Below are 15,023 nucleotides of genomic sequence, written 5' to 3' on the forward strand. Positions count from 1 at the left end.
AATCAGGTGATTCTCTTTATTATCCCGTATTAGCTCCGGTTTCCCGGAGTTATCCCAGTCTAAGGGGCAGGTTACCTACGTGTTACTCACCCGTCCGCCGCTAACGTCCGGGAGCAAGCTCCCTTCTGTCCGCTCGACTTGCATGTATTAGGCACGCCGCCAGCGTTCGTCCTGAGCCAGGATCAAACTCTCCGTTAAAAGTGTTTACTTACACACGGATGTGTTGACTTCGACGTTGCAACATGGACGTTGCGATCTTAGTCGAAGATCCTAAGCTGTTGCACAATTTAAAGCTGTGTCTAACTTCATTGACGAGATACCTTGTATCTCTTTTTACGCTTGGCTTTTGTTCAGTTTTCAAAGAACTCGGTTGCGCCATCTGTTGGCGACTTAGATATAATAACAAGATTCAACATATATCGTCAATACTATTTCACAAAAAAATATTAAAAGTTTTTTTAAAATTGTTCCACATCAATAATTGAGTACTTTTACCAACCTCTGATTCTTCTTAAATAATAGCAGCAAACGAACGTGTTGCACCATTTCCTCTCGCTCTCTTTACTCGCCATCTTTTCTTTTTAGCGAGCCTCTAAAACTCTACATGATAAGGTTAGAGTAATAAGTAACTTCTCGAAGTCATTCATCTTAGTCTGGAAATAAAGTCTCAAAGATAACTTAGTCCTAAGGATGTAGGATACACAATTTGTTCCTCGTATAGACTCCTACACACCTTTATAAAGGCAAAAAACGGCCTGCCTTAAAGGCAAGCCGTTTCTATTTACTCGTTCTATTAATGTGGTAAGAAAAATAGGAAAAGAACAAAGGCTACAAATAACAAGTACATTAACGGATGCAATTCTTTCCCTCGGCCCTTTACAACCATTGTTAATGGGTAAAGAACGAATCCAAGTGCAATACCAGTTGCAATACTGTATGTTAACGGCATCGTTACAACAGTAAAGAACACTGGAACGGCAATTTCCATTTTAGTCCAATCAATATGACGCAATGACGTAGCCATCATCACACCAACTACGATTAATGCAGGTGCCGTCACTTCTCCTGTTATAACGGATAAAAGTGGCGAGAAGAATAATGCAACTAAGAAAAACAACCCCGTAAAAATAGCGGTAAGTCCTGTCCGACCACCAACAGCAACACCTGATGTCGATTCAACATAAGCAGTCGTTGTAGATGTTCCGAAGATTGCTCCAACTGTTGTCGCACTAGCATCTGCAAATAACGCTCTTCCAGCTCGCGGTAAACGGTTATCTTTTACAAAACCTGCCTGTGTCGCAACTGCAAACAATGTTCCTGCTGTATCAAAGAATACAATGAATAAGAATGTTAAAACGACAATCAGCATCTGTAGCGTAAAGATTTCATCTGTCCAGCTTACAGGTTGAAATGCAGCTCCGAATGTAGTTAAGCTTGGTGGCATGGAAATAATTCCACCATCCAAACTGTTCATTCCAGTAATAATACCTACTAATGCCGTTAAAGCAAGACCGTAAAAAACAGCGCCTTTAATATTCATAACAACAAGAATAATCGTCACGACAATCCCGAAGATCGCAAGCAATGTTCCGGGTGTTTGAAGATTTCCCATTGTGACAAGTGTTGCTTCATCTCCAACAACAATTCCAGCGTTCTTTAAACCAATAAACGCAATAAATAATCCAATACCCGCTCCAGCAGCATACTTAAGTTCCTCTGGAATGGCATTAATAATTTTTTCTCTAAGTTTGAAAATCGTAATAAAAATAAAGATAACACCAGAAGCAAATACAGCAAATAATGCCGCTTGCCAAGACATACCATAATTGATAACGACTGTGTATGCGAAGAAAGCGTTTAAGCCCATTCCCGGTGCTAGTGCAATTGGATAATTAGCTAGTAAGCCCATGATGATCGATCCGACCATTGCTGCTAATGCAGTAGCTACAAAGACAGCACCTTGATCCATTCCAGCTGCACCTAATATATCTGGATTTACGAACAAAATATAAGCCATTGCAAGAAATGTTGTTAACCCTGCTATTGCTTCTTGTCGTATTGATGTTTTGTTTGCACTTAATTGAAAGAATCGATCCATTCTTTTCTTTTCCCCCTAAAATAAAATAACCCTAGGATGTTCTACCTAGAGTTGACGTGACAAGGTTGTTTTATGCAAACAATGCCTCTCACATCGTAGTCAAGCTATTTACGGTAGCTCGGTAGAAACGTGCAGACCTTATCTCTGCGTATATACGACTGAAATGCTTATATGATTTAGTACGAAATTTAGTGTAGCAAGAGGCTTCAAAGTTGTCAATAAAAAATACGAACATTATTTAGTTATTAAGCAATAACATTCGTTATTAACCTATTGATTTCCATTTTTCAGGTTTTCTTGTATACTTGCCGTACCATAAACGTGTGGAGGAACATCATGTACGTCTGCAAAGCAACATGTAAAACGACTCTCTATATTCATGTTGGCAAACAAGATATGAATATAGAAGAAACAAAACAGTTATTTGAAACTCGCTATAAAAAAACCATTACCAATACGGTGAAAATTCTTCGCTTTGAAAACTACAAATATTGGCGAAACCAATACGATGAAGTAGCTGCGACTGCGACTATTGAAATACTAGTGCCGGATTTAAAAACAACCCGCTATATAGAGGATTATGAATCAATGGCCTGTCGAACTGTCAGAAGAATACTTCCGACTAAAGGTTCGGGGATTCAAATTATTTCTAGTGAATGGTTATGGCCAAGCCGTAAAAAAGGGTATAGTAATTAAATAGTAGATAAAAAAGGGGGTACTTACGTTGATTCACAATATTACAATCGAATTAGCGATAGAAAATTTAGAAGATCGTGGCGTGACCATTGAAGACATTATGGACCTTGTCTATGATCTTCAAACACCTTATGTTCCGAACTTAACGAAGGAAATGTGTCGCAACCATGTGATGAAGGTGCTTGCGAAGCGCGAAGTACAGAATGCTTTATTAACAGGAATTGAGTTGGATCGTTTAGCAGAACAAAAAAAGCTGTCATCTCCTATACAAGAAATTATTGAATCTGATGAAGGACTTTATGGAATTGATGAAATTATTGCTCTTTCCATCGTGAATGTGTATGGTTCGATCGGCTTAACAAACTTTGGTTATGTAGACAAGATTAAGCCCGGTATACTGGCAAAATTAAACGATCATAATCAAGAAAAGTGCCATACTTTCCTTGACGATATTGTTGGAGCTATTGCAGCAGCTGCGTCAAGCCGTCTTGCCCATTCCGAAGAAGGCGCTGGCGTGCGTGATTAATTACAGTAAAAAGCAGTGAAAATGTTCTCACTGCTTTTTTTGTGCGCCTGTTTCTTGTTTTGCGAGACATCTAACCAGTCGAATTCTTACTTTCATACATAGTCTAACAGTAGTACTCGCTATAAGGAGGTATATAAAATGGATCATCGATGCTCGAAATGCGGCAACAGGCAAAATGTCCACATATCTGAAACCGATCCTATTATCCACTCTCCGAAAAGAAGAATTGTGGAAGAAGTTGAAGTCGTTATCGTGCCTGAAGTACATCCAATCGAAACCATCGTCAAACGCAAAAAAATTTATCGCCATGTTCATCACTATCCAGAAAAAGTCATTGTCGAAGAAGAACAACGTACAGAGAATGTTTCGTGCAGTCAGAACCACCAAACTCGTCCTCCAAGACGAGGCTGGGACTGGTTTCTTTAATATACGAAAAAAAGCCCTATAAAGAAGATTCTCTACAGGGCTTTTCTATTTACGCTTTAATAGACTTTGTCGCCATTAAAAATAGAGTTTTTCACTACCACATAATCAACATTTCGAATGGATTCAAGCTTAGTGCCTCCAGCGTAGGAAATGGAGGATTGAAGATCTTGTTGCATTTCATCTAATGTATCCTTTAAAGAGCCTTTATGCTCTACGAACATTTTTTTGCCCTCAACGTTTTTCTTCTCGCCTTTTTGAAATTCAGATGCAGAGCCAAAATATTCTTTAACACGTTTCCCGTCTATCTCCGTTGTTTCACCTGGAGATTCCTCATGACCTGCAAATAACGAACCGATCATAACCATGGAAGCGCCAAATCGAACGGATTTCGCAATATCCCCATTTGTTCGAATACCGCCATCAGCAATAATTGGCTTGCTTGCAGCTTTGGCACACCAGCGTAATGCTGCTAATTGCCAGCCACCTGTACCGAACCCTGTTTTAATTTTTGTAATACATACTTTTCCTGGTCCAATACCTACTTTTGTTGCATCTGCGCCTGCGTTCTCTAACTCACGTACTGCTTCAGGCGTACCAACATTCCCAGCGATGACAAAACTAGTCGGTAAGTACTTTTTTATATGTTGAATCATTTGAATAACGGCATTTGAATGACCGTGGGCAATATCAATTGTAATGTATTCAGGAACAACTTGATCAGCTGCTAGTTGCTCAACGAATCCATACTCTTCCTCTTTCACTCCTACACTAATCGATGCGTATAGTCCTCGTTCTTGCATCTCTTTTACAAAATTATACCGTTTCTCTGGCTGAAAACGGTGCATTACATAAAAATAATCGTTTTCTGCTAAATACAGTGCAATGTTCTCATCTATTATGGTTTGCATGTTTGCCGGAACAACAGGTAACTTAAATGTCCGACCACCTAATTCTACACTTGTGTCACATTCTGATCGACTATTCACCACACATTTAGCGGGAATTAATTGAATATCTTCGTAATCAAATACATTTTCCATCTATGACACCCCTAAAAACGAATATTAAACTCAAAAGACGATTTAAACGTTCGCCCATTTGGTAATATACATGATTTTCTACTGGAAGTCAAAGCTTTCGTACAATTTACGAAAGCGTTTACGATTAGGCTGACAATATAATGGTGAAAAAGCGCAATTTTATCCATATCTTTTCCCGTTAGAATGAGTAACATTAACGGTAGGAGCGTGATAACATGGAAACCATTGAACGACATTCTCTTACGAAAGCTTTTCAAGCATTTGCTAACGAAGAACCTTCAAGTATCTACTTTTCTCCTGGTCGCGTGAACCTAATTGGCGAACATACCGATTATAACAATGGCTATGTATTTCCAGCCGCCCTTACTATGGGAACTTATTTAGCGATTCGCTTTAGACCTGATCAATTGATTCAAATGAAAAGCGAAAATTTCCCAGAGTCCTTTACTCATGTGACAAGTTCTTTGTCTTATTCAAGTGACCATAGCTGGAGTAACTATCCCAAAGGGGTTATGCGCGCATTTCAAGAGCTTGGTTATACTTTACCGGGAATGAATTTACTCTATTATGGAACACTTCCTAACGGAGCTGGGCTCTCTTCTTCTGCCTCCATTGAAATGGTTACAGCGTTTTTCTTAAACGACGTACTCGATGCCGGGCTAAGCCGTTCTGAACTTGCTCAACTGTGCCAAAAGGTTGAAAATGACTACATCGGTGTAAATAGTGGCATTATGGATCAATACGCTGTAGGTCTTGGAAAAGAGGCACATGCGCTATTTATACATACAGGCACCCTTGAACACGAGCTTGTTCCACTTGCGTTAGGTGCTTACTCCATTGTTATTACCAATACGAACAAAAAACGTGGACTTGCTGATTCAAAGTACAATGAACGCCGTTCAGAATGTGAACAAGGGTTACACATCCTGCAAAAAGAAGGCTACCCTTTGGACTCATTAAGTGATTTAACTACAGCGACATGGGCGCAAGCTAAAACAGTAGTAACAAATAACACTTTAAAAAAACGCGTGAATCATGTTGTGACCGAAAATTCACGAGTAAAACAGGCTGTAACTTTTTTAAAAGCACATGACTTAAAAAGCCTCGGGGCATGTATGAATGAGTCTCATCGATCACTTGCTGATGACTATGAAGTAACAGGCTACGAACTCGATTTGCTTTATATGATTCAAAAAGACCAGGAAGGTTGTATCGGCACACGAATGACTGGGGCAGGATTTGGAGGTTGCACAGTCAGCTTAGTCCATCATGATTATATTGATGCCTTTAAAGAAAATGTTTCTTTCCTGTATGAACAGAAAACATCCATTAAACCCGATTTTTATGTCAGTCTAGCTGGTGACGGCGTAAAAAAATTGGATTAGGAGTGATGTCTTATGATTCACGATTTAATTGAAAAGTTACTTTTGTATGGATTAGATCGAAAACTTTTCTTACCAGAAGATAAACTATACATCCATAACCGTCTCCTTCATTTTCTAGGGTTACATGCACCTGAACAAACACATGTCAAATCCGAAGATCAGCTTGAAAACATTCTGACGCCTCTTTTAGATTGGGCGTATAATAAAGGGTTATTTGCACCAAATACAACGACACAACGTGATTTATTTGACACTGCTTTAATGGATCTTATGTTAGCGAGACCGAGTACTGTCTCGCACACGTTTTTTTTACACTATCAACAATACGATCCGTCTTATGCAACCAAAGCCTTTTATCAGTTCAACAAAGATGCTCATTATATAAGAGTTGACCGTATTGCTTTAAATGAAAGTTGGGATGTGCAAACGCCATTTGGTTCCTTAGAAATGACAATCAATTTGTCTAAACCAGAAAAAGATCCTATTGCCCTTGCTGAAGCTCGAAAACAGAAAACAGAAAAGGTCTACCCTTCTGGCCCGCTTGCGAAAGAGAACATTGGATTTGCAGGCTCCCTTACTCACCCTGCCCGACAAACCTTGCGCTATGTTCCTTTATCATTAGCAGGTGAACAATGGTATTTTCAGTTTTCTCCATATGTTTATTACAACGAGCATGCCATCGTTTTTTCTGGTGAACAACAACCAATGGAAATTAGCGAAAAAACGTTTATCCGTTTATTTGATTTTATTGATCAGTTTCCTCATTACTTTATTGGATCAAATGCGGATTTACCTATCGTCGGCGGATCCATTCTTGAGCATGATCATTATCAAGGCGGAGTGTATGATTTTCCAATGGCACAGGCTCCCCTGAAACAAAACCTATTGCCTTTTGGAAACGAATCTATACAAGCAGGTATCGTCGACTGGCCCATGTCTGTTATACGCTTAACCAGTCAAAATCGCCAAGCACTTATTGCTACCTCTAGTCATATTCTTAGAGAGTGGCGCTCGTATTCAGATTCTCATGTTGAACTAGTTGCTTATTCAGGAGATGAACCACATAATACGATTACACCTGTGTTACGAATGAAAGATGGCAACTATGAGCTTGATTTAGTTTTGCGAAATAATCGAACAACCCGAGATCACCCGCTCGGTCTTTTTCATCCACATCAAGAAACACATGCTATAAAAAAAGAGAATATCGGCTTAATTGAGGTAATGGGTTTAGCCATTTTGCCAGGACGATTAAAACAGGAATTAGAGGAGATTTCTACTTGTCTTCTAAGTGAGCACGCTGAGCAACTATTAAGCGAATCCCCTTCAACAGAAAAACATACTCGTTGGGCGTTAACATTAAAGAATCGATTAGGTGAAAATTTGAAGGAAAAAAACTTAATGAAAGAATTAAAACAAGAGGTTGGTACGATTTTTTCAACAGTCCTCGAACACGCGGGGATTTTTAAACATTCTTCTGAAGGCGAAAAGGGTTTTTTACGATTCTGGGCGCATTGTCAAGAATCTTGGTCAAAATAAAAAAACGAGGCTGGGACAAAAGTAGATAGACAGATCAAAATGACGAACATTCCTGAAAATAGGAACGTTCGTCGTTTCTTTTATATGAACATTAGCGGAAGGAGAATCTGAAGACTCCTGGGGGATCAGCACGTGTCTGAAGACTCTGGAGTGGCGGTTTTCCACGGAAGAGACTGAGGCCGTGTCCCCGGAAAGCGAAGGATTCTCCTGTAGCGGTGCTACTCAGCATATTTTAGACTATTCGTCTTTTCAAATACTACTTTTCGTTATGTCCCAGCCTCTTTTCAAACTTAAACATCGTTTACTTCAATTAAGCGAACATTGTTCATTAATATGTCAATACGGCGTAATTGCGCACGAGCAGAAGGTGACTTAGCTTGTACAAACAAAATTTCTTTGTAGCCATGATTTACATATGATTGAATCAATGCCTTTAACCCATCTAGCATAGACTGCTTTGAAACCATCATATCGCTTCCATCTAGTATAAGGGTATAATCTGAACAATCTATAGATGCAGCGTGCATAATGTAATCCTTCTTATACGCATCCGCTTCTTCTTCTGTAATAAACCCGCTTACGACAATTGTAAATTGTTTTTTTCTTTCATCAATACTCATTGAATACATAATTATTCCACTCCTTATTAAAATCTGTATAACAACGCAGAAAGTGTGTAGCCTGCACCGAAGGAAAACCATACAATTGTTTTTCCTTCAGTAAATTTGCCTGAACGCAACCCTTCTTCAAATGCAAAGCCTGGAGATGCATTTCCTGCATAACCATAGGATCTACTAACAAATAACCACTTGTCCATTGTAGATTCCATTAATTCACACGTTCGTTTCACAAGCCCTTCGTGGAATTGTGAACAAATAAAGTAGTCAACATCTGATTCTGCTAAGCCATTGCGTTCTAGTAAACCGGGAAGCACTTCCATATATTTATCTGGAATCCATCCTGCCGGCCCAACATCCCATCGTAACGTTCTCTCACGTAATGAGGTTTCTTCTTTAAAAACTTTCGAATAGCCAGCAGAAGGAAAGCTCATCAGCTCCCAGCCGTCTGAACCAATTAACGTATCGGAATCGAGGATACCTTTTCCCTTTTGGTCAATCTTTTCTAGTAGTAACGCGCTAGAGCCATCTGTTAAAAACCCATACGTCGCAGGATCTTCTTTGTGAGAGATATGAGTCGAATTAAACACACTTACAAGCACACACCGCTTAAGATCTTTTCTTGTTTTCATATATGCGCTTACCATATCAAATGAAGAAAGTAATCCTGTACAGTTCTGGTTTAAATCCATTACAAATTTAACGGCACCATCATTTCCAGCTCCTAATGAATTCACAATTGTAATGGCATTTGAAGGAACCGTATACTCTGGCGCATCTGACACAAAGAAAAAACCTTGTACATCTTCTAAAGTAAGTCCTTCCTTTTCAAGCAATGCTTCACATGCTTTCGTCGCCATCGTAACCGATGTCTCTTCCCGGTAGTCCTGTATATATGGATGATTTTCACGACCACCCACATCGAAAAGACCGTCAATTTGGGCTCCAACAGATGCAAAATGAGTACGCATTTCTTCGCGGTTCTTAACGGTTTCAGGTAAATATTTAGCGACATTTCTAACGATTACACTACTCAAGCAAAGCTCTCCTCTCTTCAAAAACCTACACTATACATATCGACAGGTTTCGAGAATCATTAATAGCTCTCGATGTAAATTCTTCAAGAAAAAGGCTCATGAAAACATATTAGGTGAAACGTTACTCAGATAACCTTTCTATCTTCAAATCTTTACTCGTTTCCACTTTATCGCCACCCATAAAAAATGTTGTAATAAGTGCTAAGCTAATCGGTATTAGTGCGAGAGTAAAGATAAAGGTAATGGAATCAGACATTGTCGCTGTAATCGTCGCTAGTGCATCTTCTGGAATTTGCGCACGACCTTCTGGGGTAAAGAGTTCTTGAGGATCAAGCGCAACCCCGTCTGCCTCTACATCGGTTATGGATTCTCTCATGCGATTGGAAAACGTCACCGTTTGAATCGTGCCAAAGATAGCAATTCCAACCGTCATCCCAAATGAACGAAGAAACGAGTTAGTAGAATTCGCTGAGCCACGATAGCGCTTCGGCAGATTATTAATCGAAGCTGCTGGCAGTAACGAAAATGAGAACCCAACACCTATTCCTGCTAGAAACATATAAACACCTAACATGACTCTAGATATTTCAGGAGTCATTGTTGCGAGCAAACTCATACCTGTAAAAAAACAAACCGCTGAAAAGATCATCATGGTTCGAAACGGAATACGCGTTTGCAAAAGCCCTCCTGTCATACTTCCAACAACTGAGCCAATCATCATCGGCATTAACGTTGTACCAGCACTTGATGCCGATCCTCCAAAGACTGCCTGCACGAAGATGGGAATAAAAATAGCTAACACAACAAATGTACTACCGTAAATAAAAGCAATAATTTGCGATGTAGCAAATAATCTTCTTTTAAACATCCAAAACGAAATGATTGGCTCATCTGCCCGTCTTTCTGCGAAAATAAATACAATAAAAGCAGCAAAAGCGAAGCCAAATAAACTAATAAGTGATGGTGAAGTCCAACTATAGGCTTCTCCGCCAAGTTCCAATGCAAACATTAAACAAACAACAGCTATGACTAACGTTGAAGCACCAAGCCAGTCAATCTTTTGCTTTTGTGGTTCAAGAGTTTCCTTATAATGTTGAGCAATTAAATAGAGTGCCACAGCACCAATCGGTACGTTAATATAAAAAATCCAATGCCAGCTTAATGTTTCCGTTATAAAGGCTCCCATTAGAGGACCGAATACACTTGATACACCGAATACAGCTCCAATTAATCCGGTCATTTTGCCTCTTTTTTCAGGAGGAAAAATATCAAAAATAATGGTGAATGCAATAGGCATTAACGCACCGCCACCTATTCCTTGGATCACCCGATACCCAATTAACTGACTCATAGAATTGGCTAATCCGCACAGTATGGAACCCAATACAAAAACAATTAAACCAAATAAAAAGAATCGCTTTCGTCCATACATGTCAGATAACTTCCCATAAATTGGCATACCTGCCATCATGGCTACCATATAGGCAGCTGTTACCCATACAAATTGATCGTAATTCCCTAAATCACCTACTATTGTGCCCATTGCTGTAGCGACAATTGTATTGTCTATTGCCGCCATAAAGATCCCGAGTAAAAGTCCTGCTGTTACAAGTGATGGTGTTCTCATATGTATACTCCTTACTTAATCACACTACAATCTTTTCACCCTATTAGTTTACACTAAGACAAGCTGCACATCCTACACAAAATAAACGATCGATTGGCTTCTTATAGAAAGAATGGTACAGCTCACATGGTTTTACATGAGAACCGTACGTGAAAATCTTTCTACTAAAAACGATTATTCGCGAGTTGTTTTGTAGCATAGCGTAACAAAACTGGTGCTACTTTTGTTGAATAAGAAAGTTGCAATCGTTCGGTTCGCTTGTGAGCATCTTTTCCGAACGGCCCAACGTTTATTGTTGGAATGTTCAACTGTTGTATGGCTGCCATTGGAATATGATAATTTTGTTGATATAGTGGCATAAATGTGTCGAGGGTTGTTTCCACTTGCGTCTCTCCATGAGAACGTAAGTAGCTAACATCAGATAAACCTGGAAAAAAGGTTTTTAACACGATCGACTCTTGAAAGGATTCAGTACCAATCTTTTGTAAATCATTTGTTAACGTTAGCAACAATTGGTCTTCCTTTTCATTTAACTTTACATGTGGGTAATAGGGCGGCTGTAAAAGCAATAAATAAAAAGGTGCCTGATCCAAAAAATAGGTTGATAAATGACGAGCAATAGATAACGTTTGTTCTGTAAAAGTCTCGTTATCTCGAATACTGTCATGTAAAATGGTTTCATACGACTGCTTAAAGCCCGTGCCAAATTTTTTGATTCCTCTTTGATACAGCTCAGCAATTGTATAGACCTTTGGTTGTGGAACAGCCTGAGCTAGTGCATCTGTTCCAAACGCAAGCCTATGCTTTACAAGACGCTTATAGATTGCTTCACTCGCTTGTTCGCATGCTCGCTTCACTTTTTCCATAACAAGCTCTGGACTAGAATGTAGGGTTAAGACATTGTAAAACAAATAGGATTCATTCGGCGTTTGCACATCGTACGTTTCTTTTAAGTCTCGAATGCGTAAACAAGTAGGAGATGGGGAGGATTCTCCATTTAATTGATCAGAAAATGCGTCCGACCATTCCATTTCTACAGCAAGCTGCGCTGCCATAACCGAGGCATTAATTCCCTCCAACGGTTGCCCAACATGAGTTTCTCTCCCTAAGCAATAAATAAACGGGAGTAGCTTTCCTGTTGAACCAGTATAAACATATTTTTTGAAATCATTAGGATAGGCAGAGAAATTCGGTTCGGAGCAAATACATGCAGAAAATTGCCAGCCACTTTCCTGCAATTTTGCAAGTTCCTCTACCGCTGCAAACATGCCAAGTGATAACTTTTCTTCATCTGGTACAGCTACTAAGCAAATATTCTCAGTTGATTCTTCATCACGTGCAATATCCTCCATGATTGAAAGCTGCATTGCCAATCCGGCTTTCATATCCATCGAGCCTCTTCCAAACAAATAATCATTTGAATGCAAATCGACTCTTGCGGCTTCATCTAAATATCCTTCTTGTTCTTCCTTTAATTGCTTTTGTAATGCTTCGGGATGAAATGCTTCTTCTTTGTATAGCCCGAAATCATCCACACCGACTACATCATAGTGGCTAAGTAAAATCGTTGCTTGCTTTGTAGATGGCTTCTTTTCCAGCATAGCGACGATGGCACAACGATTTAAGGGATCATTTTTAAGGGGAATGCGTTTAATGGATAATGGATACGCTTTAAAATAAGGATTTCGCAGTAAAATGGTGCAAATTAAATCTGCCATTTGATTTTCTTGTGTTGTGCCAGAAATACTAGGTTGCTGTACGAGTTCTTTTGTTAAAGCTAGAACCCGATCAGAAAAAGCGTAAGCGCTAAAATGAGAATAAGACATAAGCGAAACCTCCTGTGACTATGCTAACGTATTATATGAATTTCTCTAAGTGCTGTTCCTCTTACAAATACGCTCTTAATTCGACAATTTCCTTTATTTCTTATGGAAATAAAAAAACCGCAAGAACCTAAATGGTTCATTGCAGCCTTTTGTTTTACGATAGCGCCATTTTTTCGGCTTGTTTCGCTAATAGTAACGCACCTTCTATACCTGCGTGCTCATCTAATCCTGGAGCTACAACGTATTCATCAGGGTCACCAATGTCCACATAGCCGTTTAGCTGACGAATTAATTCCTCACGAACAAGAGAATACAATTGCTTCTGTTTCATTACCCCGCCACCTAGAATTACTTTTTTAGGGGATAAAATATAGGTATATGCCGCAATGGCTTGAGCTAGATAATAAGCCTCTAATTGCCATACGCGGTCATCTTCGGATAACTCTACTCCAGCTTTCCCCCAGCGAGCCTGTATAGCAGGTCCTGCGGCCATACCTTCTGCGCATGTCCCATGGTACGGACAGTGACCTTCGAACGTATCGTTTTCGTGTGGCTTGACAGGCACATGACCCATTTCAGGATGGGAGAACCCCTCTAAAATAGTTCCGTTTACTACAGCTCCTGCTCCGATCCCTGTTCCAACTGTAATATACAGACAGCTGTCTAACCCTTTTGCAGCTCCTTTTGTTGCTTCAGCAAGTGCGGCACCATTTACATCAGTTGTTAATGAGATTGGTACTTCAAGGGATTTAAACGCTTCCAATAACGGATAGCCTTTCCAACCTTTTTTTGGAGTACTAGCAAGAGAACCATATGTATGAGATCCTTCCTTAAGATCAAGCGGACCAAAGCTACCAATTCCTAAACTAGTAATGGCATTTTTCTTAAAAAAATCAACAATTTGGGAAATTGTCTCTTCAGGCGACAGTGTTGGCAATGTTCGTTGATCGAGCCATTTCCCGTTTTCATCTGTCACCACGCAGATCATTTTTGTTCCACCTGCTTCCAACCCACCATATCGAGCACTATTCATCTTCTTCTCTCCTCCTAGTGAACTAGCTAGTAAAGATTATAGCATTCTACATCTTTTTTTTCTTTACGTTTTATCTGTTTTTTTGCAAAATGAGAGAAAAAGGAGTCTCCAATGAATCATTCATCTGCAAGACAAGCAGGCTTTTCATTTCCAGGTCTGCCTATTGGACCAATGAACGGTATTACGGACGTAGCTGGTGTACAGGTGGGACATTCCACTCTCATAGAGGGGGAACAAATTCGAACAGGCGTAACTGCCATTATTCCTCATACCGAAAATCTGTTTACGAAAAAGACCATTGCCAGCTCCTTTGTGCTCAATGGCTTCGGAAAAACAACTGGCCTTGTACAAGTAGAAGAACTTGGTGTTATTGAGAGCCCGATCATGCTGACAAACACCTTTTCCGTTCCTGCCGTTACAGAAGGAACACTATCCTATCTACTTGCTCACAATCAAGAGATCGGTACCACAACGAGCACCGTTAATGTTTTAACAGCGGAATGTAACGATGGTTTCCTAAATGATATTCGACAAATGGTCGTTAAACCAAAAGACGCGATTTCTGCGATTAAAGCCGCGAGTGGAGAAGCTGTTGAAGAGGGGGCTGTCGGGGCAGGTACTGGTATGTCCTGTCTTGGGTTTAAAGGAGGAATTGGCACAAGTTCACGTCTTGTTTCTTCGTATACGGTTGGCTGCCTCGTCCTGACGAATTATGGACAAAAGGAAGACTGGATTTATAGTCGCCATCGTACCAAATTAAACATTCAAGATGGTCATTGCTCTACACCTATGCCTGATGGATCCATTATTATTGTGCTCGCAACAGACGCTCCATTAGACGCTCGCCAATTAAAACGATTAGCAAAAAGAGCGACTCTTGGACTCGGACGTACGGCTTCTTTTGCCGCTAATGGAAGTGGTGATATTGCTATTGCCTTTTCAACAGCAAATCGGGTGCCTCATTACCCACTTGAACCTTTACAAACCTATACTTTCTTACATGATAGCGACGCATCCATGTCTCTACTGTTTGCAGCTGCCGCCGAATGTGTTGAGGAAGCTATACTTAATTCGTTATGTTCGGCCACAACCACTACAGGTTACAACAAGCATACTCGCTTAAGCATACACGATGCTCTAACAAAATAGTTCCTTCACCATAGCCTTTATCAC

13 protein-coding genes and 1 riboswitch are annotated in these 15,023 nt (G+C 39.9%); of the genes, 6 read left to right on the plus strand and 7 right to left on the minus strand.

Annotated features, from left to right (window positions below; all coding sequences use genetic code 11):
- Positions 1-793: 793 nt before the first annotated feature.
- Positions 794-2,098: an NCS2 family permease gene (locus tag BK583_RS15755; RefSeq protein WP_038477787.1), complete on the minus strand. Its 1,305-nt coding sequence runs from the start codon at positions 2,096-2,098 to the stop codon at positions 794-796.
- Positions 2,099-2,174: 76 nt separating this feature from the next.
- Positions 2,175-2,276: riboswitch (purine riboswitch) on the minus strand.
- A 158-nt stretch (positions 2,277-2,434) separates the two neighbouring features.
- Here BK583_RS15755 and BK583_RS15760 point away from each other — a divergent pair.
- The 3 genes from BK583_RS15760 (at position 2,435) to BK583_RS15770 (ending at position 3,746) form a co-directional block, all read left to right on the plus strand.
- The gene (locus BK583_RS15760) at positions 2,435-2,794 is read left to right on the plus strand and encodes a hypothetical protein (protein WP_055735717.1); all 360 of its coding nucleotides are present in this window, start codon (positions 2,435-2,437) and stop codon (positions 2,792-2,794) included.
- A gap of 28 nt (positions 2,795-2,822) precedes the next feature.
- On the plus strand, positions 2,823-3,320 hold the full coding sequence (locus tag BK583_RS15765; RefSeq protein WP_206698863.1) for a phosphatidylglycerophosphatase A family protein: 498 nt from the start codon (positions 2,823-2,825) through the stop codon (positions 3,318-3,320).
- A gap of 138 nt (positions 3,321-3,458) precedes the next feature.
- Positions 3,459-3,746 (plus strand): CotD family spore coat protein, encoded by a 288-nt coding sequence (locus tag BK583_RS15770; protein WP_055735716.1) that lies wholly within the window; start codon positions 3,459-3,461, stop codon positions 3,744-3,746.
- A gap of 56 nt (positions 3,747-3,802) precedes the next feature.
- Here the strand turns inward: BK583_RS15770 and guaC are convergent, their stop codons facing one another.
- Complete coding sequence (gene guaC / locus BK583_RS15775; protein WP_055735715.1) at positions 3,803-4,786, minus strand: GMP reductase; 984 nt, start codon at positions 4,784-4,786, stop codon at positions 3,803-3,805.
- Between the two features lie 215 nt (positions 4,787-5,001).
- On the opposite strand from guaC, the gene BK583_RS15780 reads away from it, so the two are divergent.
- Both BK583_RS15780 and BK583_RS15785 read left to right on the plus strand, forming a co-directional pair.
- Positions 5,002-6,171 carry a galactokinase gene (locus tag BK583_RS15780; RefSeq protein WP_055735714.1) on the plus strand — a complete coding sequence of 390 codons (1,170 nt, stop codon included), beginning with the start codon at positions 5,002-5,004 and terminating at the stop codon, positions 6,169-6,171.
- Positions 6,172-6,183: 12 nt separating this feature from the next.
- Entirely contained in the window at positions 6,184-7,710 is a 1,527-nt protein-coding gene (locus BK583_RS15785) for a UDP-glucose--hexose-1-phosphate uridylyltransferase (protein ID WP_055735713.1), read from the plus strand.
- 290 nt (positions 7,711-8,000) lie between these two features.
- Here BK583_RS15785 and BK583_RS15790 read toward each other — a convergent pair whose 3' ends face one another.
- The 5 genes from BK583_RS15790 to BK583_RS15810 form a co-directional block, all read right to left on the minus strand.
- Positions 8,001-8,339 carry a hypothetical protein gene (locus BK583_RS15790; RefSeq protein WP_038477773.1) on the minus strand — a complete coding sequence of 113 codons (339 nt, stop codon included), beginning with the start codon at positions 8,337-8,339 and terminating at the stop codon, positions 8,001-8,003.
- 17 nt (positions 8,340-8,356) lie between these two features.
- A complete protein-coding gene (locus BK583_RS15795; RefSeq protein WP_055735712.1) occupies positions 8,357-9,364 on the minus strand; it encodes a 3-oxoacyl-ACP synthase III family protein in 1,008 nt (335 codons plus the stop codon).
- A 121-nt stretch (positions 9,365-9,485) separates the two neighbouring features.
- On the minus strand, positions 9,486-10,991 hold the full coding sequence (locus tag BK583_RS15800) for an MFS transporter (RefSeq protein ID WP_055735711.1): 1,506 nt from the start codon (positions 10,989-10,991) through the stop codon (positions 9,486-9,488).
- Between the two features lie 164 nt (positions 10,992-11,155).
- A complete protein-coding gene (locus tag BK583_RS15805; protein WP_055735710.1) occupies positions 11,156-12,817 on the minus strand; it encodes a M20/M25/M40 family metallo-hydrolase in 1,662 nt (553 codons plus the stop codon).
- Between the two features lie 154 nt (positions 12,818-12,971).
- Complete coding sequence (locus tag BK583_RS15810) at positions 12,972-13,850, minus strand: ROK family protein (RefSeq protein ID WP_055735709.1); 879 nt, start codon at positions 13,848-13,850, stop codon at positions 12,972-12,974.
- Between the two features lie 111 nt (positions 13,851-13,961).
- On the opposite strand from BK583_RS15810, the gene BK583_RS15815 reads away from it, so the two are divergent.
- Entirely contained in the window at positions 13,962-14,999 is a 1,038-nt protein-coding gene (locus tag BK583_RS15815; protein ID WP_055735708.1) for a DmpA family aminopeptidase, read from the plus strand.
- Positions 15,000-15,023: the final 24 nt, after the last annotated feature.

It is taken from the genome of Shouchella oshimensis (assembly GCF_002019765.1).
Taxonomy (GTDB): domain Bacteria; phylum Bacillota; class Bacilli; order Bacillales; family Bacillaceae_D; genus Shouchella; species Shouchella oshimensis.

Bases quoted from the DNA above. Each gene is read 5' to 3' on its own strand.
- BK583_RS15755 (WP_038477787.1), bottom strand. From the start codon at position 2,098: ATGGATCGATTCTTTCAATTAAGTGCAAACAAAACATCAATACGACAA.
- BK583_RS15760 (WP_055735717.1), top strand. From the start codon at position 2,435: ATGTACGTCTGCAAAGCAACATGTAAAACGACTCTCTATATTCATGTT.
- BK583_RS15770 (WP_055735716.1), top strand. From the start codon at position 3,459: ATGGATCATCGATGCTCGAAATGCGGCAACAGGCAAAATGTCCACATA.
- guaC (WP_055735715.1), bottom strand. From the start codon at position 4,786: ATGGAAAATGTATTTGATTACGAAGATATTCAATTAATTCCCGCTAAA.
- BK583_RS15780 (WP_055735714.1), top strand. From the start codon at position 5,002: ATGGAAACCATTGAACGACATTCTCTTACGAAAGCTTTTCAAGCATTT.
- BK583_RS15785 (WP_055735713.1), top strand. From the start codon at position 6,184: ATGATTCACGATTTAATTGAAAAGTTACTTTTGTATGGATTAGATCGA.
- BK583_RS15790 (WP_038477773.1), bottom strand. From the start codon at position 8,339: ATGTATTCAATGAGTATTGATGAAAGAAAAAAACAATTTACAATTGTC.
- BK583_RS15800 (WP_055735711.1), bottom strand. From the start codon at position 10,991: ATGAGAACACCATCACTTGTAACAGCAGGACTTTTACTCGGGATCTTT.
- BK583_RS15805 (WP_055735710.1), bottom strand. From the start codon at position 12,817: ATGTCTTATTCTCATTTTAGCGCTTACGCTTTTTCTGATCGGGTTCTA.
- BK583_RS15810 (WP_055735709.1), bottom strand. From the start codon at position 13,850: ATGAATAGTGCTCGATATGGTGGGTTGGAAGCAGGTGGAACAAAAATG.
- BK583_RS15815 (WP_055735708.1), top strand. From the start codon at position 13,962: ATGAATCATTCATCTGCAAGACAAGCAGGCTTTTCATTTCCAGGTCTG.